The sequence below is a fragment of the Desulfovibrio sp. genome, from assembly GCF_018379785.1.
Lineage (GTDB): Bacteria > Desulfobacterota > Desulfovibrionia > Desulfovibrionales > Desulfovibrionaceae > Desulfovibrio.
In genome coordinates this window covers 1-21,537 of the sequence record NZ_JAGZUV010000054.1, presented here as the reverse complement: position 1 = coordinate 21,537, position 21,537 = coordinate 1, and the positions used below count along the sequence as shown (strand labels likewise).

Genomic DNA, 21,537 nt, shown 5'->3' with positions numbered 1-21,537 from the left:
AATTGCCACGCGCTATGATCGGTGTGCCCACACTTTCTTCTCCGCCATTTGCATCGCAGCTATTGTCATTTTTTACCTTTAATGAGTCCTGAGCCTAGTTACATTCGTGTAAAACGTTTTTAAAGGCGGCGGCATCTCCGCAAAATATCTAGATTTTTTCTAAAGGTTTAAGATATGAACAGCAAAATCCGGCATATTCACATGGTAGGCATCGGCGGCGCGGGCATGAGCGGCATTGCCGAGGTGCTGCTCAATCAGGGCTACGAGATTTCCGGCTCGGATCTGAGCGATTCGGCGGTGGTCAGGCACCTGCGCGAACTGGGCGCGCGCGTGGCCGTGGGCCATGCCGCCGAAAACGTGGGCGACGTGCAGGTGCTGGTCAAATCCACGGCCATCGGCGACGACAATCCCGAACTGGTGGAAGGCCGCCGCAGGAACATCGCCATCATCCCGCGCGCCGAAATGCTGGCCGAACTCATGCGCCTGCGCCAGGGCATAGCCATTGCGGGCACCCACGGCAAAACCACCACCACCTCGCTGACAGCCTCCATCTTCGACACCGCCGGGCTGGACCCCACAGTGATCATCGGCGGCCGCCTCAACGTCTACGGCACCAATGCCCATCTGGGCCACGGCGACTACCTCATCGCCGAGGCCGACGAATCCGACGGCTCCTTTCTCTGCCTGCTGCCCATCATCAATGTGGTCACCAATGTGGACGAGGATCATCTGGACCACTACAAAAGCCGCGAGGCTATTGACGCGGCCTTTGTGCAGTTCATGAACAATGTGCCTTTCTACGGCATCAATGTGGTCTGCGGCGACGATCCGGGCGTGCGGGCCCTGTTGCCGCGCGTCAAGCGTCCGGTGCTGACCTACGGCTTCGCGGCGGACAATCATCTGCGCGCCGTGCCCCTGGAAAGCGGGTTGCGCAGCCGCTTCGAGGTCTGGCGCGAAGACGAAAAACTGGGCGAAGTGAGCCTGCCCCAGCCGGGCCGCCACAACATCCTGAACGCCTTGGCCGCCATCGGCGCGGCCATGGAGGCGGACATCGCTTTTGAACGCTGCGCCCAGGGCCTGGGCGGTTTCGGCGGCGTGGGACGGCGTTTCGAGTTCAAGGGCGAAAAGGACGGCGTGACCGTGGTGGACGATTACGGCCACCATCCGGCGGAAATCGCGGCCACCCTGGCCACGGCCCGCCAGGTTTTTCCCGGCAGGCGCATTGTGGCGGCCTTTCAACCGCACCGCTTCAGCCGTACGCAGGCCCATTTCGGCGAGTTCTGCAAGGTCTTTGATCAGGTGGATGAAGTTCTGCTGACCGAAATTTACGCGGCTTCGGAAAAGCCCATTCCCGGCGTTTCCGGCCAGAGCCTGGCGCAGGGCGTGCAGCAGGTTTCCGCCACGCCGGTACGGTATTTCCAGACGCTGGACGCCCTGGCCCAGGCCCTGCCGGAAGTGCTGCGGCCCGGCGACGTGCTGCTGACCTTGGGCGCGGGTTCCATCACCCGTCTCGGTCCGGCCTGGCTGGAGGGGCGCGGCCATGCGTGAAATCATGCGCCCCAGCCTGGCGGAGCGGACCACCCTGCGTCTGGGCGGCACGGCCATTGCCGAGCTGATCCTGGAAGATGCGGCGGATCTGGCGGCTCTGCCCGAACGGCTGCGCGCCTTGGGCGGCAGTCCGCTGATCCTGGGCGCGGGCAGCAACATTCTGGCCCGGGACGGTGAACTGCCCCTGGTGCTGCTGCGTCCGCGCTTTATGCGCGGGCCGGAAATCGCGGGCGGGAAGGACGGTAAAATTCTGGTGCGGGTCGGCGCGGGCGTGCCCCTGCCGCGCCTGTTGCGTTTTTGCGCCGGACACGGGCTGAGCGGCCTGGAAGGGCTGGTGGGCATACCCGGCAGCGTGGGCGGGGCCGTGGCCATGAACGCCGGCTCCTTTGGCACGGAAACATGCAAAAATATCGAATTCATTCAGATAGTTAGCAATGAAACAGTGCGACTGGTCACTGTTGATGCACTGCAATACGGCTATCGTAGTCTCTCCATTCCAGAAGAAAAAGAGGGATTCATAGTAGTTGAAGCCACTTTTGGCTTGACCGAAGACGCAAGGGATGGCATCTCTAAACGCATGCGTCACAACTTTTTTGAGAAAAAGTCTAAACAACCTGTGACGGCCTGGAGCGCGGGTTGCGTATTCAAAAATCCCGCGCCGGATATGTCCGCCGGAAAGCTTTTGGAACTGACCGGCTACAAGGGAAAGAAGTTGGGCGGCATGGCCTTTTCAATCGTGCACGCCAATTTTTTGATCAATGAAGGCAGGGGTAGCGCGGAAGCGGCTTTGACCCTGTTGCATGAAGCCAAAGAGGCTGTGCGGCAACGTTTCGGCTATGCGCTTGAGCCGGAGGTCAGGATAGTGCCGTGCCGCTTGCCTTGAAGAAAAACGGCCGCAAGGCCCGCAATGCCTATACGAAGGAAAAGCCCTCAAGGGCGAAAGGAAGTCTGTTTTCTTCGGTCCGCCTCCCGAAATTCCTTGCCGGGATGTTCGGCTGGCTCAAGCGTCTGGGCGGGCTGAAAAGCCTCGCGGCCCTGACGGGCCTGCTGCTGGCGGCGATGCTGGTGCTGGCAGGAGTGGGCACGGTCTCCCTCTGGCTCTACAACAAAGCGGTCACCAGCGACTTTTTCATCACCAGGCATGTGGATGTGACCGGCAATGTGCGGCTTTCCCGCGAGATGGTGCTGCAATACGGCGGCATCAAAGAGGGCGACAACAGCTTGGCCGTGAGCATCGCCAAAGTGGAACGGAATCTGCGCCAGACCCCCTGGGTGGAGGAAGTTTCGGTCAAGCGCCTGCTGCCCGACAGGTTCGTGATCAAATTGAAGGAGCGCATGCCCTCCTTCTGGGTGCACAAGGACGGCGTCTTGTACTACGCCAATGAGCGCGGCGGGATTATCGCGCCGGTGGAGAGCAAGAATTTTCTCTCCCTGCCCACCCTGCGCATCGAACCGGGAGCCGAGGACGCCGCGCCCTACCTCTCGCGCCTGATGAAAGACATGCAGAGCGGCGCGCTGCCCATAGAGGCCGGGGCCATTGCCTCGGTGACCGTGAGCCCGGGCAGGGGCGTGGAGATTTATCTGGAAGACCGGGAAATGCGCCTTTCCATCGCCACTGACGACTGGAGCGGCAATCTGGCCCGGATGAGCGTGACGCTCGGCGACTTGGCGCGGCGGCACGAGCTGAAAAACGTGCGCGAAGTGCGCGCCGTCAACGGCAATGTCTGGGTCATTCTTAATCAGTCCGCGCAAAACTGAGCCGGCGCGTGACGGGCGGTTGTGAGGAGAACATAATGAATAAGTCCGAGCTCATCGTGGGCCTTGACATCGGCACCACAAAGATCTGCGCCGTGGTGGGCGAACTTTCGGAGTCGGGTCTGGTGGATGTGGTGGGCATCGGCACAAGCGTTTCCACCGGTCTGCGCAAGGGCGTGGTGGTCAACATCGAGCAGACCGTGCAGTCCATCCGCAAGGCCGTGGAAGACGCGGAGCTCATGGCCGGCTGCGAGATCCACTCGGTCTACGTGGGGATTGCCGGCAGCCATATCATGGGCATCAACAGCCACGGCGTCATTGCCGTCAAGGGCGGCGAAGTTGCCCAACGCGACATCGAGCGCGCTCTGGACGCGGCGCGGGCGGTGGCCATTCCGGCGGACCGCGAGGTGATCCACATCCTGCCGCAGGAATACATTGTGGACAACCAGCGCGGCATTGCCGATCCCCTGGGCATGGCCGGGGTGCGCCTGGAGGTCAAGGTGCATATCGTCACCGGGGCCGTGTCTTCGGCGCAGAACATCGTGCGCTCCTGCCACCGCAGCCAGTTGGAAGTGTCGGACATCGCCCTGGAATCCCTGGCTTCGGCCAAGGCCGTGCTCACCGAGGAGGAGCGTGAGATCGGCGTGGCCCTGGTGGACCTGGGCGGCGGCACAACGGATATCGCGGTCTTCGCCAACGACGCCATCAAGCACACGGCGGTGCTGGCTCTGGGCGGACAGAACCTCTCCAACGACATCGCCTTCGGCCTGCGCACGCCCATTGCTTCGGCGGAAAAGATCAAGATCAAGTACGGCTGCGCCCTCGCCGATCTGGTGCGCCACGACGAATTCATCGAAGTGCCCAGCGTGGGCGGGCGCGAGCCGCGCCGCCTTTCGCGCCAGGTGCTGGCCGAAATCTGCGAGCCGCGCATGGAGGAGATCCTCTATCTGGTGGACCAGACGCTGGTGCGCTCCGGCTACAAGGACATGATCGGCGCGGGCGTGGTGCTGACCGGCGGCACGGCCCTGATGGAAGGTTGCCAGGAACTGGGCGAACAAATTTTCAATCTGCCTACGCGCATCGGTTATCCGCGCAATGTGGGCGGTCTCAAAGACGTGGTCAACAGCCCCAAGTTTTCAACGGCTGTGGGTTTGTTGCGCTACGGAGCGGAAAAGGAAATGTCCGGTCAGAAAAAGTTCACCACGCGCAGCGAGTCCGGCGTCTTTGACGGCGTGCTCGCACGCATGAAGAAATGGTTCGCGGATATCTCATAAATCTCAAGCGGGCATTTGGGGACAGCAAAAACAGGAGAGGAAACATGGCTCAGTCAATCGTTGACGATATTGACACCTCCTTGGCCGGAAGCGCCAAAATCAAGGTTATCGGCGTAGGCGGCGGCGGTGGTAATGCCGTGAAAAACATGATTGATTCCGGCTTGCGCGGAGTGCAGTTCGTCTGCGCCAACACCGACGTGCAGGCTTTGAAAAAAAATACCGCCCCGCTCAAGGTGCAGTTGGGCGAAAAATTGACCAAAGGCTTGGGCGCGGGCGCCAATCCGTCCATCGGTCGTGAGGCCGCCGTGGAAAGTGTGAACGCCATCCGCGAGGCCATCGGCGATGCGGACATGGTTTTCGTCACCGCCGGTATGGGCGGCGGCACGGGCACGGGCGCGGCTCCGGTGGTGGCGCAGGCCGCCAAGGAAATGGGCGCGCTGACCGTGGGCGTGGTCACCAAGCCCTTCAGCTTTGAAGGCGTCAAACGCAAACGTGCGGCCGAGGCCGGTCTGGAGGAATTCAAGCAGCATGTGGACTGCCTGATCACCATCCCCAACGACCGTCTGCTGGCTTTTGCGCCCAAAAAAGCGCCGTTCTCCGAAATGCTGCAAAAGGCCAACGACGTGCTGTACTACGCCGTCAAGGGCATTTCCGACGTGATTGTGGGCGACGGCCTGATCAACCTTGACTTTGCCGATGTGCGCACCACTATGTCAGAAGCGGGTCTGGCCCTCATGGGAACGGGCATGGCTTCGGGCGAAAACCGCGCCCGCGAGGCGGCCCAGCGCGCCATCATGAGTCCGCTGCTGGAAGACGTCTCCCTGGAGAGCGCCAAGGCAGTGCTCTACAACATCACCGCACCCATGGACATCACGGCCGAGGAAATCGCCGAAATCGGCGACATCATCGCCGATGCCACGCCCGAGGACGCCAACATCATCTTCGGCGTGGTCTTTGACGACAACATCGGCGACGAAATCCGTCTGACGGTCATTGCCACCGGCATTGAATCGCCCCAGGCCGTGCAGCCCGTGCAGGCTCCGGCCGCCACGGTGACCAATTTCCGCCAGCCCGGCCCGGACGCCGTCATGGCCGAACCTCGCCGCCGCCAGCTCGGGCGCTCGCAGCAGGGCAACCTGGTGCAGGAGCCGCAGGAAGAGCCGGAAATGCGCCTGCCCCGCGCCACCCGCCGTTCGGAAGTGGAGCGCTGGTACGACGAAAAGAGCAATCGTCCGCCGTACCTGCTCAAGCGCGAAGCCATGGGCCAGAGCCGCCGTCGGCCGCACAACCCCGGCCAGGACGACTTCACCTATGACGAGGACGATTTTGAAATTCCGACCTTTATCCGGACCCAGGCCGACTAGAGGGTGCCGTCATGAGTGTCTTTCAGGTTATCTCTGCGTTGAACTTCGCCTTTTATTCCAGTCGAGTACCGGAAGAGTACACTCCTTCTAAGGCTGCATAATTCTCTGTTTCATAATTTTCAGGGCTTGCCTCTTCGGCCCTGAAATGCCCGCCGGGAGCCCCATTGGGGGGCTCCCAGTGCGGGGCGTAAAATTTGCCGGAGCAATTTCAAAATGAAATTGCTCCGGCGGCTGCGGAAGCAGCCGTCCGCCGCGGAGGCATAAGCGCAAGTTATGCGCTGTTAAATGCCGGAGCGGGCGTCCTCAACACTTTGTGATTGTATAATCTCAAAGTTAATTTGCTCTAAAATCCGCTCTGCCCAAAAGACAGAGCGGATTTTCACTTTGCGGCGCTTCGTTGACTTGCACACCCTTTTGGGGGCAACCTTGGGCATCCGCCCCGTGGTTTTCGCGTCAAGCAACACCCGCCGCAAAGCCGTAAGGGCTTGCGCGCCGCCGCAGGCGGCGTCACATCTCACTGGCCTGAAAGGAGTTGCCGCATGGCATTTTTCGCCCCCCGTGACGCTGAAACCACGCTCGCCTGCCCCCGCTGCGGAGCGCGCCTGCACATCGCCCGCACCTGCCATGAAGCCTACATGCGCTGTCCGGCCTGCAAGGCGCAATTTCCGCTCAACGACTATATCAGCCAGGCGGACGAAGTCATGGAGCGCTTTCTCGAAAATGTCTACTGCGACCGGATTTGAGCCGCTTCAAAATTTAGAGCAATTCAGGTTTGAAATGAGTAACATTTCAAACGCAACATGCTGTAGTCTTTTTGTTCCGCTGCGGTGTCAATAACCAAGGCCCGGCTTAGGGTGTTTTCTATTTGCGGCCTTTCCGGCACGGATTCACTTTTTTATATTCCGCCCGGCAGCCATGCCGCTGGCCCAGGCCCAGTGCAGATTGTAACCGCCCAGCAGGCCGGTGACATCCAGCAGTTCCCCCACGATGTGCAGGTTCGGGCACAGCAGGCTGGCCATGCTCCGTGGGTCCATCTCGCGGGTATCCACGCCTCCGGCGCAAACCTCGGCCTTTTTCAGGCCCGCCGTGCCGTCGGGCGTTACCCTGCGGGCCTGCACGGCCTCCGCGATCTTGTTGCGCGCGGCGCGGGACAGCTCGGCGATTTTGCGGCGGCCCAGAGGCGCGGGCAGCAGGGCGTCCGCCAGCCGTTGCGGCAGATGACGGGCCAGCAGGGCGCGCGGGGTCTGGCGTCCGGCATCGGGCGCATCCAGCAGCGCCTTCATATCCCGGCCGGGCAGGAAATTCAGCCGCACGGGCGCGCCCGCCCGCCAGAACAGCGAGGCTTTCAGCGCCGCCGGGCCGCTCAGGCCGTCATGGGTGAAAAGCAGATCGTCTTCCCAGGCATACTCGGGCCATGCACGCTCCAGTCCCACATCTGAAGCGGTCCGCTCCTGATTGCCTGCCTCCGGCAGACTGATCCGCACCGGCAGGCTGATGCCGGAAAGTTCCAACAGAGCCGCGTTGTCGGGATCATCGGCGGGCAGGCGCAACGGAACCAGGGCCGGGCGCGGCGGAATGACCGTATGCCCCAAGCTTTGGGCCAGCCTGTAGCCGGAGCCGCTGCCGCCCGCCTGCGGCCAGGCCGGACTGCCCAGTGCCAGCACCAGGGCTTTGCCGCGCCGGAGCATGCCCCCGGCCTCCACGCTGAAGCCCTCGCCGTCGTGGCTGACGCTGGTTGCGGCCGCGCCGCAGACCAGACGGCACCCGCGATCCCGGCAGTCACGGATCAGGGCCTGAACCAGACGCTGGGCCGGGACAGTCAGAAACAATTGGCCGTGGGTGCGTTCTTCCACGGGCAGATTCCAGGCGCGTACCAGGGACAGCATGTCTTCAGGCCTGAAGGCGGCCAGGGCCGGGGCACAGAAGGTACTGTCGTGGTGCGAGTGATAGTCCCGCGGCGTAATCCCGCGATTGGTGAAATTGGCCTTGCCGCCGCCGCTGACCGCCAGCTTGCGGCCCGGCACGGCGGCCCGCTCCAGCAGCGCGACGCGCAGGCCGCGTCCGGCCGCCTCCCGCGCGCAGAACAGCCCGGCCGCCCCGGCCCCCAGAATGAGCACATCCGCCCGTTCGCCCGCATCCGATCGGCGCGGGGACCTGACGTCGCCGCGCCGGGGGGCGACATTTGACAGTTTTTCACGGCGAAGGCTAAAGTCATACTTTGCGCACATGGCGCAAGCGTACACGAGGCCTTTGTCCATGCCAATACTTCCTTCCCGCTATACGGCCCCGCCGGGCCTTGCCGACGCTCATCTGAACACCATCTGGCCGGTGCTTTTCCGCCCCTGGCCCCGCTTGCCCGCCGATCTGCGGCGCATCCGCATCGACACGCCGGACGGCGATTTTCTGGATCTGGATCTGCACCCCTGCGCTTCGGGCGCGCCGCGTGGGCTGGCCGTCCTTTCCCACGGCCTGGAGGGCAACAGCCGCCGCAAGTATATTCTGGGACTGGCGCAACTGCTGACGGCGCGCGGTTTTCAGGTGCTGGCCTGGAATATGCGTTCCTGCTCCGGCGAAGCCAATCGTACCGACCGCCTCTATCACATGGGCGAAACCGGCGACCTGAATACGGTGATCCGCTACGCGGAGTCCTTTGACCTGCCTATTCTACTGGCCGGTTTCAGCATGGGAGGCAATCAGATCTGCCGCTATCTGGGGCAGGGGCCGGTGTCGCCTCTGGTACGCGCGGCTGCGGCCGTGTCCGTGCCCTGTGATCTGGCGGGCGCGGCCCCGGTCATGGACGGGCCGTCCTGCCGCCTGTACATGGCCTATTTTCTGCGCACCATGCGCCGCAAAGTACGGGAAAAGGCGGCTCGCTTTCCGCACTATCCTTCCGTGGAAGGCCTGGAGCGCATCCGCACCTTCGCGGAATTCGACGAGCGCTTTACCGCGCCGATTTATGGCTTTGCCTCGGCGCGCGACTACTGGGAGAAAAACAGCGTGCTGGCCGATCTGTCCGCGGTTCGTATCCCTCTCTATCTGCTGATGGCCGCCGACGACCCTTTTTGCTCCCCCTCCTGTTATCCTTGGGACGCGGCGCGGGAAAACAGCTTCCTGCGTCTGGAAGTGGCCCCGCACGGCGGCCACGTGGGCTTTGTGCCGTGGGGAAAGCCGTACTACAGCGAGCAGCGGACCCTGGAGTTTATGGAAGATATCTGGAGTTGAACCGCGGGGCTTGCTTTCGGCTCGGCCGGCCCTATCTGGAATGACAGAGCATGCGCATCTTGAAAAGGCGGGATGCTCCGGCGGCATAAGCTGACGCCCACGTCTGAAGGCAGGGGAACAAATGCCGTTTTCACTGTCTGGGGGCTGACGATGCTTCAAGAATATATGCAGGAGGCCCTAGCATGGAAAAATATCTCAAAAACCTGGATTACGCGGCGGTACTGCCCCTGGCGCAGCAGGTGGACTATCTGCCGGGGCAGGTCATCAGCAAGACCCTGGCGCAGAACAGCGCCTTTGGCCTGACGCTTTTCGCCATCGACAAGGGCGAGGAAATCAGCGCCCACCGGTCCACGGGCGACGCGCTGGTCATTGCTCTGGACGGCGCGGGCGAAATCACTATTGATAACACCAGGCATATGCTGCATGCCGGGGACTGCATTGTCATGCCCGCCGGGCATCCGCACGCGGTGCGCGCCCCCGAGGCATTCAAAATGCTGCTGGTTGTGGTCTTTCCCCCGAAAAGCGCCACGGAGTAAGCGTCATTTCCGGCCTGAGGGTCATGGACCTTGCCTCCTGTGAAGGCCGCCCCTTGCCCTCAGGCTTTGTTTTTTGCAGCCAGCTTTTTCTTGGTCAGGGCAGTGGCCGGGGCCGTGAGCGGATCTTCCGGCCAGGGATGCTTGGGGTAGCGCCCCCGCATTTCCGCGCGCACGGCCTGGTAGCCGTTGCGCCAGAAATGGGCCAGATCCCGCGTGACCTGCAGGGGCCGCCCCGCCGGGGAGGTCAACCGCAAGGTCAGGGCTATCCGGCCGCGCGCGATGCGCGGGCTTTCCTCACAGCCGAAAAGCTCTTGCAGTTTGGCGGCCAGCCAGGGGCCGCCTTCCTCTCCGTAAACAATGGGCCGCATTGCGCCCGAGGGCACCTGCCAGCTGCCAGGAGCTTCCTGCTCCAGCCGCCGGGCCAGAGCATAAGGCAGTTGCGCCCGCAGGGCTTCCAGCAGACGGCCGGACGTCAACCGGCGTAGCGCGGCGCAGTCCGTAAGATAGGGAGCCAGCCATGTTTCAGGATGTTCCAGCAGGGCGGCATCGCTCAGATCCGGCCAGGGGTCGCCGTCCAATTCACGCAGCAGGCTTACCCGCGCCCGCCATTGGCGGAATTCGTCGTTCCAGGGCAGACGGGCCAATATCTGCGGACCGCCTTGACGTATGAATTCACACAGGGCCTCGGCGCACGCCCCGGCGTCGGGGCGGGGCAGAGGTTCGTCCCGCAGCAGCAGACTGCCCAAGGTTTGACGGCGGCGGGCCAGTACTGCGCCGTCGTCCGAAACGCTGACGCTGTCCTCAGTGCGGATCCGCGGGCCGAAGAGTTCTTCCAGTTGTCGGCGGCTGAGCGGAGCGGCCAGGCGGATGCGCCCGCGTGGGCCGTTGCCGGACACGGCGGCCACGGCCAGAAATTCGCAACGGGCCAGGGCGTCGCTTGCGGGCAATTGCGCGGCCCGGCCGGAGCGCAGCAGAAATGGAGTCATGGCTTGCCCCCCGGCTTGTCCGGGCTGGGGGGCGGGAAGACGCTGGGCCGGCCATTCCGGCCAGGCCAGGGCCAGCAGCGGCCCCAAGGCGTCCTGATCCGCCAGGGCCGCCTCGAAAATTTCTTGCCGGACGTTTAGCAGACCGGCCAGACGCCGGGCCCAGCGGCGCGGGCGCGCCTTCTCCGGCACGTCGCGACCCCGGCAAAGCCAGTCCAAGCGGCGGGCCAGATCGCTGCTTGCTTCGCCGTTGGCTTCCCGGCCCGCGCGCGGCAGCGGGTCGCGCTCTTCCAGGAGGGCGGCCAGGCAGCAGGCCAGGGCCGCGTGCCCGCGTTCTTTGCCGTGGAGCAGCAGCCGGGCCAGGCGCGGGCTTGCGGGCAGCGCGGCCATGTTTCGGCCCAGAGTGGTGGCACGGCCCTGATTGTCCAGCGCGCCCAGATCACACAGGGTCTGCCGGGCCACGGCCAGCCCGGCGGCGGGCGGCTGATCCAGCCAGGCTAGGGAGGCCACGCCGTCCGATCCGCCTGTTCCCCAGACCGCCAGTTGCAGCAGCAGGCCGCTCAGGTCGGCGTCCAGAATTTCGGGCCGGATCTGCGGCCGCATGCCGCTTTCCTCTTCCCTGGCCCAGAGGCGGCAGCAGATGCCCGGTTCCGTGCGCCCGGCCCGCCCCGCGCGCTGGGCCGCTCCGGCCAGGGAGACACGGCCGGTGACCAGGCGGCTGAGGCCGCGGGAAGGATCAAAACGCGCGCTGCGCGCCAGGCCCGCGTCCACCACCAGGCGCACGCCTTCAATGGTCAGGGATGTTTCGGCAATGGCTGTGGCCAGCACCACCTTGCGCGTGCCGGGCCGGGCCGGAGCAATGGCCGCGTCCTGCTCGCGGGCAGAGAGATTGCCGTACAGCGGACAGAGGCGCACGTCCGGCGGCAAACGGTTTTCCAGCAGGGCTGCCACCTGCCGGATTTCGCCCGCGCCGGGCAGAAAGGCCAGCAGGCTGCCGGGTTCCTCGCGCAAAAGTTGCAGGATTACCGCCGCTGTATGCCGCCAGAGTTCGGGGCCAAAGGGCGTGCCCATGCCGCGCAAGGGCAGCCGGCGCGTTTCCACCGGGAAGCCGCGCCCGGCACAGCTCAGACTGGGGCAATTCCCCAGCAGACGGGCCACGGCCCGCACGTCCAGCGTGGCGGACATGACCAGCAGGCGCAGATCGGGCCGCAGGGCGGCCCGGCTTTCCAGGCAGAGCGCCAGGCCCAGATCGGCCTGGAGCGAGCGCTCGTGAAATTCGTCGAAGATCACGCAGGCTGCCTGGGGCAGTTCCGGGTCGGCCTGCAACAGGCGGGTCAGCACCCCCTCGGTGATGACTTCAATGCGGGTGTCCGGGCCGATGACGCTTTCTTCGCGCATGCGCCAGCCCACGGTCTGCCCCGGATCCTCGCCGAGCAGGCGGGCCATGTAGCGGCCCAGGGCCCGTGCAGCCACGCGGCGCGGCTCCAGCAGCAGAATCTTGCGGCCTGCCAGCCAGGGTGCGTCCAGCAGCCAGAGGGGCACGCGGCTGCTCTTGCCCGCGCCGGGCGGCGCGCTGAGTACCATATTGCCGCCGTTCTCCAGGAGGCGCAGCAACTCGGGACGCAACTCGTCCACGGGACAGGGGGGACAGGGAGGGCAGGGCGGACAAGAACGGCGGGTTGGCTCTTGCGAAGCGGGCGGGGTGGGGGCGGAAGGTATCTGGCTCATGGGCACTGTGCAAAAAAGTTGCGCCGGTGCGGCAAAACAAACCGGCATCCTGTTTTTTTCACTGGCAATTCAGCGCGCGTCAGTGTATTGACACCTGAAAAGCTCTGTAACGCGGGGAAGAGACCATGGAGCTAAATACAAGCGGCATTATCGGCCAAAGCACCACGCTGGCCGAAGTCTTCAAAATTCTCGGCAAAGTGGCCCCCACGGACAGTACTGTGCTTGTAACCGGCGAATCCGGAACAGGCAAGGAATTGCTGGTGCGCGCCCTGCACGCCAACAGTCGCCGCGCCGACAAGCCCTTTGTGCCCATCAATTGCGGGGCCATCCCCAAAGAGTTGCTGGAAAGCGAACTTTTCGGGCATGAAAAGGGCGCCTTCACCCATGCCATCCGCTCCAGGCCGGGCCGCTTTGAACTGGCTGACGGGGGCACCATTTTTCTGGATGAAATCGGCGAGATGGAGCTGAGTCTTCAGGTCAAGATTCTGCGCGTGCTCCAGGAAAAGGAAATCGAGCGTGTGGGCGGCAGCGGCTGCAAAAAGGTGGATGTGCGCATTGTGGCGGCCACCAACCGTGATCTGGAAGCCGAAGTGGAGGCCGGGCACTTCCGTGAGGACCTTTACTACCGTCTGAACGTGATTCCCCTGCACCTGCCCCCCCTGCGCGAGCGCGGCGGCGACGTATTGCTGCTGGCGCGACATTTTCTGGATCATTTCTGCCGCAAGAAATGCCGTCCGGTTCTGGTCCTCGCGCCGGATACCCGCCGCGTTCTGGCGGCCTATGCCTGGCCCGGCAATGTGCGCGAGCTGGAAAACTTCATGGAGCGCCTGAGCATTCTGGTGGACGGCGCAGTGGTGCAGCCTTCGGATCTGCCGCGCAAGATCCTGGACCAGGTGGGCGATGTGTCGGCTCTGCCGGAAGTGGAAGAGCAGAGCGCGCCCGAGGCCGCCGTGCCTCTCGCCCCGCCCACGCAATCGCCGTCAGACGCGCCGCTTCCTGCGGAGGCCGGGCACGCCCCGGCCCCAGCCGGGGAATTTGTCTGGCCGGATCTGGGCGTACTGGAAACCCGGGGGCTGAATCTCAAGGATTTTCTGGACGCCGTGGAAAGCCGCCTGATCGACGAGGCCCTGAACCGGGCCGAGGGCGTGAAGAACCAGGCTGCGGAATATCTGGGCATCAAGCGCACCACCCTCATTGAAAAGCTCAAAAAGCGCAATTCCTGATGTCGATAGCGCGAAAGAGTTTCTTTTTCGTTTTGTACCGGCATATTTCTTGCATAAAACGGAGCGGATGCCTGATCCGTCATATTTTACTGCCATAGCCAGTGAACAGAATTCCGAGCGCCGGGATGTCCCGGTCTCATAGCGCCGTTGTGCAGGGTGCGTCCCGCCGCTTTTTGCCGTGGCTCTGCCTGTTGTTGGCCGTGTGCCTGCTCCGGCCGGAGCAGGCGCGGGCCATGCTCTGGCAATGGCTGCCCGGCGCGGATGCCGGACGGCTGATCCTGGTGCTGGACAGCCCCGGCCAGGCCCGCAGCGTGGCGCGCATCGGCGCTACGGATCTGGAGCTGGCGCTGAACAGTCCGCCCCTTTCCTTGCGCCGGGCCGGGGCTGCCCCAGAGCCCGGCGCGCTGCTGCAAGCTCTGGCGCTCGACAACGGGCGGCTGCGCATCCGCCTTTCCCCGCGCGTCGTCGATTACGTGCTGACCCGTCCCGCGCCTGACAGGGTGGCTGTGGAATTCTTTGCCGCCCCGGCCGCGAGGGATCCGAGCTCGTCTGCCCAGGCCGCCGCTCCGCTTGCGGCCCCGGTCGATACCCTGGCGCGGCCTTCTGCGGGCTTGGCGAACGCGGAGAACACGGCAACTCTTCCGGCCGGGCAGATTCCTTCTGATCTTTTGCGCCGCCAGTTGAGCGGATTGCGCGCTTTGCCGTATTCCCGTCTGGCGGATCTGGCCGCTCCTGCTGCGGTTGAGGAGCGATCCATACCGGATTTTGTCCCGTCCGGGACCGGGGGCGGAGGCTTCTGGTCCGCACCGGCCTATGCCGCCGCCGTTCCGGAAAACGCCGGTCCCAAAGAGTTGGGCGACAGGGGGGTGATGCTCTCCCGCCAGGATCTGCTCGGCAAGGTCAATACCGGTGGCCCGGAAGACTGGCCCGAAGCCGGCGGCCTCTCCACGGCCACACTGCCTGAACCCGGTAAGGAGGCCGCCGCATCCGCCGGAAATAATGAAAGCAGGACTGAGGGCCGTCCCGCCGAAACCGACGGCAATACGGCACCGGCACAGAATGCTGAAGCGCCGCAGTCCGTTGCCGCGCCTCGGGCTCCCGCGCGGGAAAGCGGCCTGACGCCCGCGCCACCCGGTGCGTCTGAAGCGCCCGCCGCCTCTGCTGCGGAGCGGAAGGCCGCAGGCGATGCCGCCTCCGAAGAGCGGAGTCCCCAGACCACCCAAATCGGTCAGACCGGACAGGATGTGCCCGCTCCACAGAATGCTGTTTCGGGGGAAACCCGGGAAAATTCCCCGGAGACGCCTCTGGCGCGGAACAAAGGGCCCGAGGCTTCCGGCGCGGTGAACAAGCGGGCCGTGGGCCTGCCCGTGGGCGAAAAGAAGGACGAGAAAAAAGACGTGGCTGCGGAAAAACCCCGGGAAGTCATCTACGTGGATGAACAGGGCAATCCCGTACCCAAACCGCCGGAGCCGGATAAAATGCTGGCCGAGGCCGAACGCCTGATCAGCGAGAACAAATTTGATGAAGCCCTGCCGCAGTTGGAGAAAATCCGCGCGCTGGCCGATATCACGCCCGAAATGCGGGAAAAGGTGCTCTATTACATCAGCGACTGCCTCTGGGCGCGCTATGCCGACAACCCTTTGGCGGGCTATGAGGCCATTGTTTCTTCCACCAACGAGGCCATGAACGCCGACCTGCGTTCGCCCCGCGTACCCGACGCCCTGCTGCGCCTGGGTCTTGCCAACGTCAATGTGGGCAACCTGGTGGACGCGGGAGGTTATATTGTGGCCCTGCTCCGGCGTTATCCCGATTATCCCGGCGTGGCGCAGGGCTTCACGGCTCTGGGGCAGGCGCAGCTCAAGCGGAAGCTCAATGCCGAAGCGGAGCAGTCCTTTTCCATTGTGTTGGACAAATATCCCGAATCTTCCCAGTTGCAGGCCGCTTCCGTGGGCTTGGCTCAAGCTCTTTTCAACCAGAAAAAACACGACAAAGCCCAGATTATTCTGGACTTCATCAGCAAGCGCTGGCCGCGCTACTATATTGGCGAGCCCTCCTTTCTGCTGTTGCAGGCAGGTAATGACGAGACCCTGCAAAGAATCGACACGGCGCTGGATCTCTATTGGCTCTACATCAACCTGGAACCCGGCCGCCAAGGCAACGACATGATTCTGCTCAAGATGGGCGACACCTATCTACGCCAGGGCAATGCCGCTGCCGCTGATTTTATTTATCACGAGCTGGAGCGCCGCTTCGCGGCCTCGCCCGCAGCCTCCACGGCCCGGCTGCGCCTTGCGGAAAAGGGCATTTACGAATCGCCCATTACCTATGAGGAAATGAGCAAGGTTTTTGCCAGAGGCGGCGAACCGCCGCTGTGGCAGACGTACACGGCACTGGCCGAATCCTCCAAAACGGCCCCGGACGCCGTACTGGCCCGACTCAAGCAGGCCATGTGGCTGTACTGGGACAAGCAATACACCGAGGCTATGGGCAAAGCGGCGGATTTCATCGACGCCTACCCCGAACATCCCGACGCGCCCCAGGCCCGTGAAATCATCTGGCAGGCTTTTCAGAAGGAGCTGGCCAATTCCCTGGCCGAACAGAATTACGGCCGCATCCTGATCCTGTGGAACGGTTTTCCCCTGGTGCGCGAGCGCTACGGCGCGCCGGACCCGCGTTTGCGCTACGCTCTGGCCCAGGGTTGGCTGGAGCGCGGCAATGAGCAGAAGGCCTTTGAGCTGCTGGGAGAGTTTTTGAAGTCTCCCATGGACCCCCAGTACGGCGAAGCGGCCTTTACGGAATTTTTCAACCGTTATCTCAAGGCCGGAGCCTGGGACAAGGTTCTGGATCTGGGCAAGCTGGTTTCCACCTGGGATATGAAGCCGCAGCTGCGCAAGCAACTGGATTACGCGCTGGCTCTCTCCGCTCAGAATCTGAACCTGACCGGGCCGGCGCTGGCCATGTGGCAACAACTGGCGGCGCGTCCCGACATTCCACTCTACCAGAGGGCCTATGCCACCTATTTTCTGGCCCGTGACGCGGAAAACCGCAAGGATATCAAAAGCTCCTACGAGCTCAACCGCAAGGTCATCGACCTGTTCACCCAGTTGCAGGATGAGCGCTCCGACAAGGCTGACCCGCAGCGTGTCAAGGAAGCCGTGGCCGCGCTGATGGATATTTGCGAGGTAGGCAACCGTATCCCCGAGGCCTTGCAATGGGTGAACCGTTACAATGATTTTGTGCCGGAAACTTCGCCGGAATACCCGGGGCTGCGCTTCCGGGAGGCGCGCCTTTACCGCAAACTGGGCAACTCCAGCCGCGCCCAGGCTCTGCTGGAGGACCTTGTCCGGCGTTTCCCCGATTCGCCCTTTGCCAAAGCCGCGGCTGCCGAATTGCGTACTTTTGAGGTTTCGCGCGATCTGCAGAACTACATGCCGGACGGTGCCGCCGTGCCGCAACAGCAACCCTCCCCGGCACAGCGGCAGACGCGGCAATAGCTGTCGGATTATCTTTGAGGTTTTACAATCCCAACGTGTTGAAAACGCCCGCTCCGGCGGTAACAGCGCATATGCGTCAGGCTTGTGCCTGCCCCCGCTGTCGCCATCCGCAAAGCGGCATAGCCGCCAACGGCCGACGCTCGCGGCGGCTGGCTGCCTTCGCGGTCGCCGGAGCAATTTATTCTGAAATCGCTCCGATTCCGCACTTCTTTTCAGCCGCAGCAAATGGCATCCTTTCGGCCGCACCCGGCCGCCCGTTCCACTGTTCTCATAATACTGATTGCCAGTCGCCGGGCCTTGGCATATGTTTGTAGTGAACAAGAAACAGTTACCCGGCGTCCGGCCGGATCAGCGGTGGAACGTCGATTTTGAGGAGCATTGCGCAATGGCGATAAAACACATGCATCTTTTGTGTATGGCGGCCCTGGTGTTGCTGATGACCGGCTGCAATGCCGCGCAACAACGCGGCATGTTGGGTTCAGCGTATGTTTCCACAACCCGTCCGGCTATTTCCGTGGAGGCTAAAAACATGCCGCTGCTCACGGCGGGGCAGGGTTCGACCAATCTGACCTGGAGCGGCATGATGGGCGGTCTGCCCATCCGGGTCTGGCTTGCCGTGTACGGAACCGGCGACATCAGCCCCATGGCCGTGGTGGCCCAGGCCGAAGTGCCGCAGGGCTGGTACTGGGACAGCATCATGCGCCGCCCGTTCAGCGTGGATGAGGGCGTGGAGGTTTTCGACGGCGTGGGATATCAGGCCTGCACCTATATTGTGGACAGCAGCCATGACCCCTTCGGCGCTCTGGTGGCCGGCAAGACGACGACAGGACAGCCCGTGCGCTGGCTGGCGCGGGGTTTTGCGGCCCGCTATAATTTCAATGACGACAAAATCATCATGGAATATCGCGAACCGCTTCCCGCCGGTATTGAATCTCTTTCGGCCCTGCCTCTGGGCGCCGCCGATACGCTCAGAGCCTTTGAGCAACGGGCTCGGGAAACGTTCAGCGTGGGGCCCGTGCCCTCCAACCTTTCCCAGTTGCGCCAGGGCTATGCCCAGGGCGTGCAATGGCAGTACATGGATGAAAATTTTCTGGGCACCGTGTCAAAGTATGATTTTTTTAACGGCAATTGATCCGCTTCTGAATGGATAAAAAATGGCTGTAGCAACCCCAAAAGAGCACAATACAATTGACGTGTTGGAAAACTGCGTGTATGGCTAAAAAACCATGTAGTATGTGGGGGCTAAAGCTGTCCTGGGGCACGGCTCTACATCTAAGATACCGTGCGTCGCGCTGAAAACAGAAGACATATCAAGAAGGGGTTAGGTAATGGATGATTATTTAAAAGAAGCGCTGGAAATAACCCGTGCGCAGGCCGGTGTGCGGATCATGACCGAAGAGGAAATCGCAACCTTTATTCAGAAGGTGGCGGTGGGCATCCGTGCCGTGGCCGAAGGCGAAGCTCCTGTGGAGCTGGACAGCGCGGAAATGGCTCAGGAAGCCCGCAAGTCGGTAAAAGAAAAATCCGTTACCTGCCTTGAATGTGGAAAGAGCTTCAAAATTCTGACCAAGCGGCATCTGGCCAGTCACGGTATGGATACCGCCGAGTACAGGGAAAAGTGGGGCTTCAAGAAAGATGCGCCTCTTGTCTGCAAAGCCCTGCAACGTGAGCGCCGTAAAAAGATGAAAGATATGAAACTGTGGGAAAAGCGGCGCAAGGTTAAATAAAACGAAAGAAAAAAAGAGCCCGCCGTATGGCGGGCTTTTCCATGCCCGGTGTTGCGGCCGGAGCGTCGTTTGCGGCCGTGTCTGCCGAAGGTTTGCTATTGTTGTTTGCCCTTGGGCAATCGCCGCAGTGAGGCATGCCGCGAAACGGCGTGGATTCCGGCAAAAAATACAGTTTTGCCGGAATGAGCCCTTTGAAACGTGTAGCGCTTTAAAGGTAATCTGTTCTCAAGCCTAACTTGCTCTGTTCGGCGTCGGTCGTTGACGTCTGTGTCGCGCGTGAGCAAACAGCGGCACGATTTTCTTTTTAAACAATATTCAAGGTCCCCATGCTCTCTTCGGCGCACGCGGAAGAGAGCTCTTTCATGAATTCCGAAGGTTGGTACGATGGACATGTTCCCGGCGGCAACGCCCGCCCAGGCCCAGGTTCTTTTATCTTTGCCCGACGCCCGGCTCTTCGAGCAGGCCGGTCGTTTGCGCGAGGCGGTCTTCGGGCGCAAGGTGGATCTCTGCGCCATCATCAACGCCCGTAGCGGCAACTGCGCCATGGACTGCCGCTTTTGCTCCCAGAGTCGGCACAATCACACGCCCATAGCGGTTTTCGATCTTTTACCGGACGAAACGCTACGGGAGCGCATTCTGAAATTGGCCGCTCTGCCCGTGAGCCATATCGGCATCGTCACCAGCGGTGCCGCGCTCAGCGAAGCGGAACTGGCGCGACTGCGCGCCGTGCTGGCCGCCTTGCCTGGCGATGTGCGGCCTCGCGTCTGCGCCTCGCTGGGACGGCTGAGTTCGGCCCAACTCGAACAATTGGCCCAGGCCGGACTCACGCGCTATCACCACAATCTGGAAACGGCACAAGGCCATTACCCGCATGTCTGCACCACTCAGACCTGGGAACAGCGTCGCGACACTGTGGCCCGCGCCATGCGCGCCGGTCTGGCAGCCTGTACCGGCGGCCTGTTCGGCCTGGGTGAAAGCTGGGAAGAGCGCATTGCCTTCGCTTTCAGTCTCAAGGCCTTGGGCGTGCGCAACGTGCCCATGAATTTTCTGCATCCCCACCCGGAAACGCCTTTGGCCGGTCAGCGGCCGCTCTCCGCCGGCGAGGCCCTGCGGATCATTGCCTTGTTCCGCCATATTTTGCCTGAAGCCACGCTGCGGATCTGCGGAGGGCGGCCCACGACTCTGGGGGCGCGACAGCATGAAGTTTTCGCCGCCGGCGCCAATGCCTTGATGACCGGCGATTATCTTACCACCCACGGGCAGGGCATTGAAGAGGATCTGGCTATGATCGCGGCCCAGGGCCTGGAGGCGGGCGGTCATGACTGACGCTGCATCCGGGCGCGGTGCGAGCCGTCGTCCCTTGTGCGCTGTTTTTGTCAGCGGCAGCGGTACGGATGTGGGCAAAACCGTGGTTACGGCAGCCCTGTTGCGGGCCCTGCGTCTGGCGGGCGTGGCGGCCCAGGCTGTAAAGCCTGTTCAGACCGGCGTGCGCGCCGGAGATGAATACGCCGCGCCCCAGGCCGATGCGCCGGTATATGCGGCGGCCGTGTCCGATCTGACGTCCCTGCCGGAGTTGGCTCCGGCGGCGGTGCTGCGTTGTTTTTCCCTGCCTGCCTCGCCCCATTTGGCTGCCGCGCGCGAGGGCGAGCGCCTGGAGGCGGCGGAGCTGGCCCGGACCATCCTGAAGCATTGGGAGAGCCTGGACGGCGCGGCGGATATCCTGCTGCTGGAAGGCGCGGGCGGCCTGTGCGTGCCGCTCAATGAGCGCGAGGACATGTTGGATCTGATGGCCGCCCTGGATCTGCCTGTTCTGCTGGTGGGCGGCAACGGGCTGGGCACGCTGAATCATACCTTGCTTTCCCTGGCCGCTCTGCGCGACAGGGGACTGCCGCTGTGTGCTCTGGCCCTGATTCCCACGCGCTCCGCTGCCGAGGGTGCGCCGAATGACGAGGAAGCCTGTATTCTGGCTGATAATCCCCAAATTCTGCGCGCGAGACTGGCTCAGGCCGGTTGCGGCGCGCCCGTGCTGGAACTGCCCCGCCTGGAACGGCTGGACGGCGTGGGCTGGCAAATCCTGTCCGCCGGGCTGGCTCCGCTGGTTGAAGAACTGCGCCGCCTGGCGGAGCAAGCGCGCGCTCCGCGAGTTCCGGACCTGGTGGAACGCGACCACGGCGCTGTCTGGCATCCCTATGCCTCGGCCGTGCGATTGCCGCCCCTTTGCGCGGTCCGGCGCAGCCACGACAATCGCATTGTCCTGACCGACGGGCGGGAACTGATCGACGGCATGTCCTCCTGGTGGGCGGCGGCGCATGGGTATAATCACCCCCGTTTGGTGTCGGCGCTGCGGCTCCAGGCCGGACGCATGCCGCACGTGATGTTCGGCGGGTTGACGCACGCTCCGGCGGTGGCGCTGGCCGAGCGCCTGCTGTGCCGCATGCCCCACGGCCTGGAGCGTGTTTTTTTTGCCGATTCCGGTTCCGTGGCTGTGGAAGTGGCTCTGAAGATGGCCCTGCAATATCAGCAGGGCAGGGGAGAGACGCGGGGACGCGCGGCGGATGTCTTTCTCGGCGGATTGACCTGTCAGGGCAAGGTGTGCCGCTTCGACAGCGTGGACGTTCTCTGCCCGCGTGTTTATGAGCTGTGCGACAGCTACGGCCTTGCCGCGCCCGTGCTGCGCCGGCTG

Annotated in this window: 16 protein-coding genes and 1 pseudogene; 15 read left to right on the top strand and 2 right to left on the bottom strand. The window is 63.1% G+C overall.

All coding sequences use genetic code 11. The features are described 5' to 3' along the window. From KH208_RS11470 to KH208_RS11440, 7 genes and pseudogenes are all read left to right on the top strand, one after another. Positions 1–82: pseudogene (locus KH208_RS11470) on the top strand (IS5/IS1182 family transposase); the annotation flags it as partial. Between the two features lie 92 nt (positions 83–174). After that, positions 175–1,548 (top strand): UDP-N-acetylmuramate--L-alanine ligase, encoded by a 1,374-nt coding sequence (murC, locus tag KH208_RS11465; protein ID WP_291436399.1) that lies wholly within the window; start codon positions 175–177, stop codon positions 1,546–1,548. Next, entirely contained in the window at positions 1,541–2,431 is an 891-nt protein-coding gene (murB, locus tag KH208_RS11460; RefSeq protein WP_291436397.1) for a UDP-N-acetylmuramate dehydrogenase, read from the top strand. Before murC ends, murB begins: the two co-directional genes overlap by 8 nt. Next, positions 2,416–3,306: an FtsQ-type POTRA domain-containing protein gene (locus tag KH208_RS11455; RefSeq protein WP_291436395.1), complete on the top strand. Its 891-nt coding sequence runs from the start codon at positions 2,416–2,418 to the stop codon at positions 3,304–3,306. Before murB ends, KH208_RS11455 begins: the two co-directional genes overlap by 16 nt. A gap of 35 nt (positions 3,307–3,341) precedes the next feature. After that, the gene (gene ftsA, locus KH208_RS11450; RefSeq protein ID WP_291436394.1) at positions 3,342–4,577 is read left to right on the top strand and encodes a cell division protein FtsA; all 1,236 of its coding nucleotides are present in this window, start codon (positions 3,342–3,344) and stop codon (positions 4,575–4,577) included. 44 nt (positions 4,578–4,621) lie between these two features. Continuing rightward, on the top strand, positions 4,622–5,941 hold the full coding sequence (ftsZ, locus tag KH208_RS11445; protein ID WP_291436393.1) for a cell division protein FtsZ: 1,320 nt from the start codon (positions 4,622–4,624) through the stop codon (positions 5,939–5,941). A gap of 539 nt (positions 5,942–6,480) precedes the next feature. Further along, positions 6,481–6,684 (top strand): dual CXXC motif small (seleno)protein, encoded by a 204-nt coding sequence (locus tag KH208_RS11440; protein ID WP_291436392.1) that lies wholly within the window; start codon positions 6,481–6,483, stop codon positions 6,682–6,684. A 144-nt stretch (positions 6,685–6,828) separates the two neighbouring features. On the opposite strand, the gene KH208_RS11435 is transcribed toward KH208_RS11440, so the two are convergent. Beyond that, positions 6,829–8,058, bottom strand: a complete 1,230-nt coding sequence (locus KH208_RS11435; protein WP_291436390.1) for an aminoacetone oxidase family FAD-binding enzyme — start codon at positions 8,056–8,058, stop codon at positions 6,829–6,831. A 139-nt stretch (positions 8,059–8,197) separates the two neighbouring features. On the opposite strand from KH208_RS11435, the gene KH208_RS11430 reads away from it, so the two are divergent. Continuing rightward, complete coding sequence (locus KH208_RS11430; protein ID WP_291436389.1) at positions 8,198–9,163, top strand: alpha/beta fold hydrolase; 966 nt, start codon at positions 8,198–8,200, stop codon at positions 9,161–9,163. A 182-nt stretch (positions 9,164–9,345) separates the two neighbouring features. Continuing rightward, entirely contained in the window at positions 9,346–9,699 is a 354-nt protein-coding gene (locus KH208_RS11425) for a cupin domain-containing protein (RefSeq protein ID WP_291436388.1), read from the top strand. A 59-nt stretch (positions 9,700–9,758) separates the two neighbouring features. Here KH208_RS11425 and hrpB read toward each other — a convergent pair whose 3' ends face one another. Further along, positions 9,759–12,410: an ATP-dependent helicase HrpB gene (hrpB, locus tag KH208_RS11420; protein ID WP_291436387.1), complete on the bottom strand. Its 2,652-nt coding sequence runs from the start codon at positions 12,408–12,410 to the stop codon at positions 9,759–9,761. Positions 12,411–12,535: 125 nt separating this feature from the next. On the opposite strand from hrpB, the gene KH208_RS11415 reads away from it, so the two are divergent. The 6 genes from KH208_RS11415 to bioD form a co-directional block, all read left to right on the top strand. Next, positions 12,536–13,633: a sigma-54-dependent Fis family transcriptional regulator gene (locus KH208_RS11415; RefSeq protein WP_291436386.1), complete on the top strand. Its 1,098-nt coding sequence runs from the start codon at positions 12,536–12,538 to the stop codon at positions 13,631–13,633. A gap of 125 nt (positions 13,634–13,758) precedes the next feature. Further along, positions 13,759–17,127, top strand: coding sequence for a tetratricopeptide repeat protein (locus tag KH208_RS11410; protein ID WP_291436385.1), 3,369 nt, complete (start codon positions 13,759–13,761; stop codon positions 17,125–17,127). Between the two features lie 400 nt (positions 17,128–17,527). Beyond that, positions 17,528–18,259: a DUF4851 domain-containing protein gene (locus KH208_RS11405; RefSeq protein WP_291436384.1), complete on the top strand. Its 732-nt coding sequence runs from the start codon at positions 17,528–17,530 to the stop codon at positions 18,257–18,259. Positions 18,260–18,455: 196 nt separating this feature from the next. Then, positions 18,456–18,854: a MucR family transcriptional regulator gene (locus tag KH208_RS11400; RefSeq protein ID WP_291436383.1), complete on the top strand. Its 399-nt coding sequence runs from the start codon at positions 18,456–18,458 to the stop codon at positions 18,852–18,854. Between the two features lie 384 nt (positions 18,855–19,238). Beyond that, entirely contained in the window at positions 19,239–20,180 is a 942-nt protein-coding gene (gene bioB / locus KH208_RS11395) for a biotin synthase BioB (RefSeq protein WP_291436382.1), read from the top strand. Then, on the top strand, positions 20,173–21,537 hold a 1,365-nt coding region (gene bioD, locus KH208_RS11390; RefSeq protein ID WP_291436381.1), incomplete at its 3' end, for a dethiobiotin synthase. The genes bioB and bioD, both read left to right, overlap by 8 nt.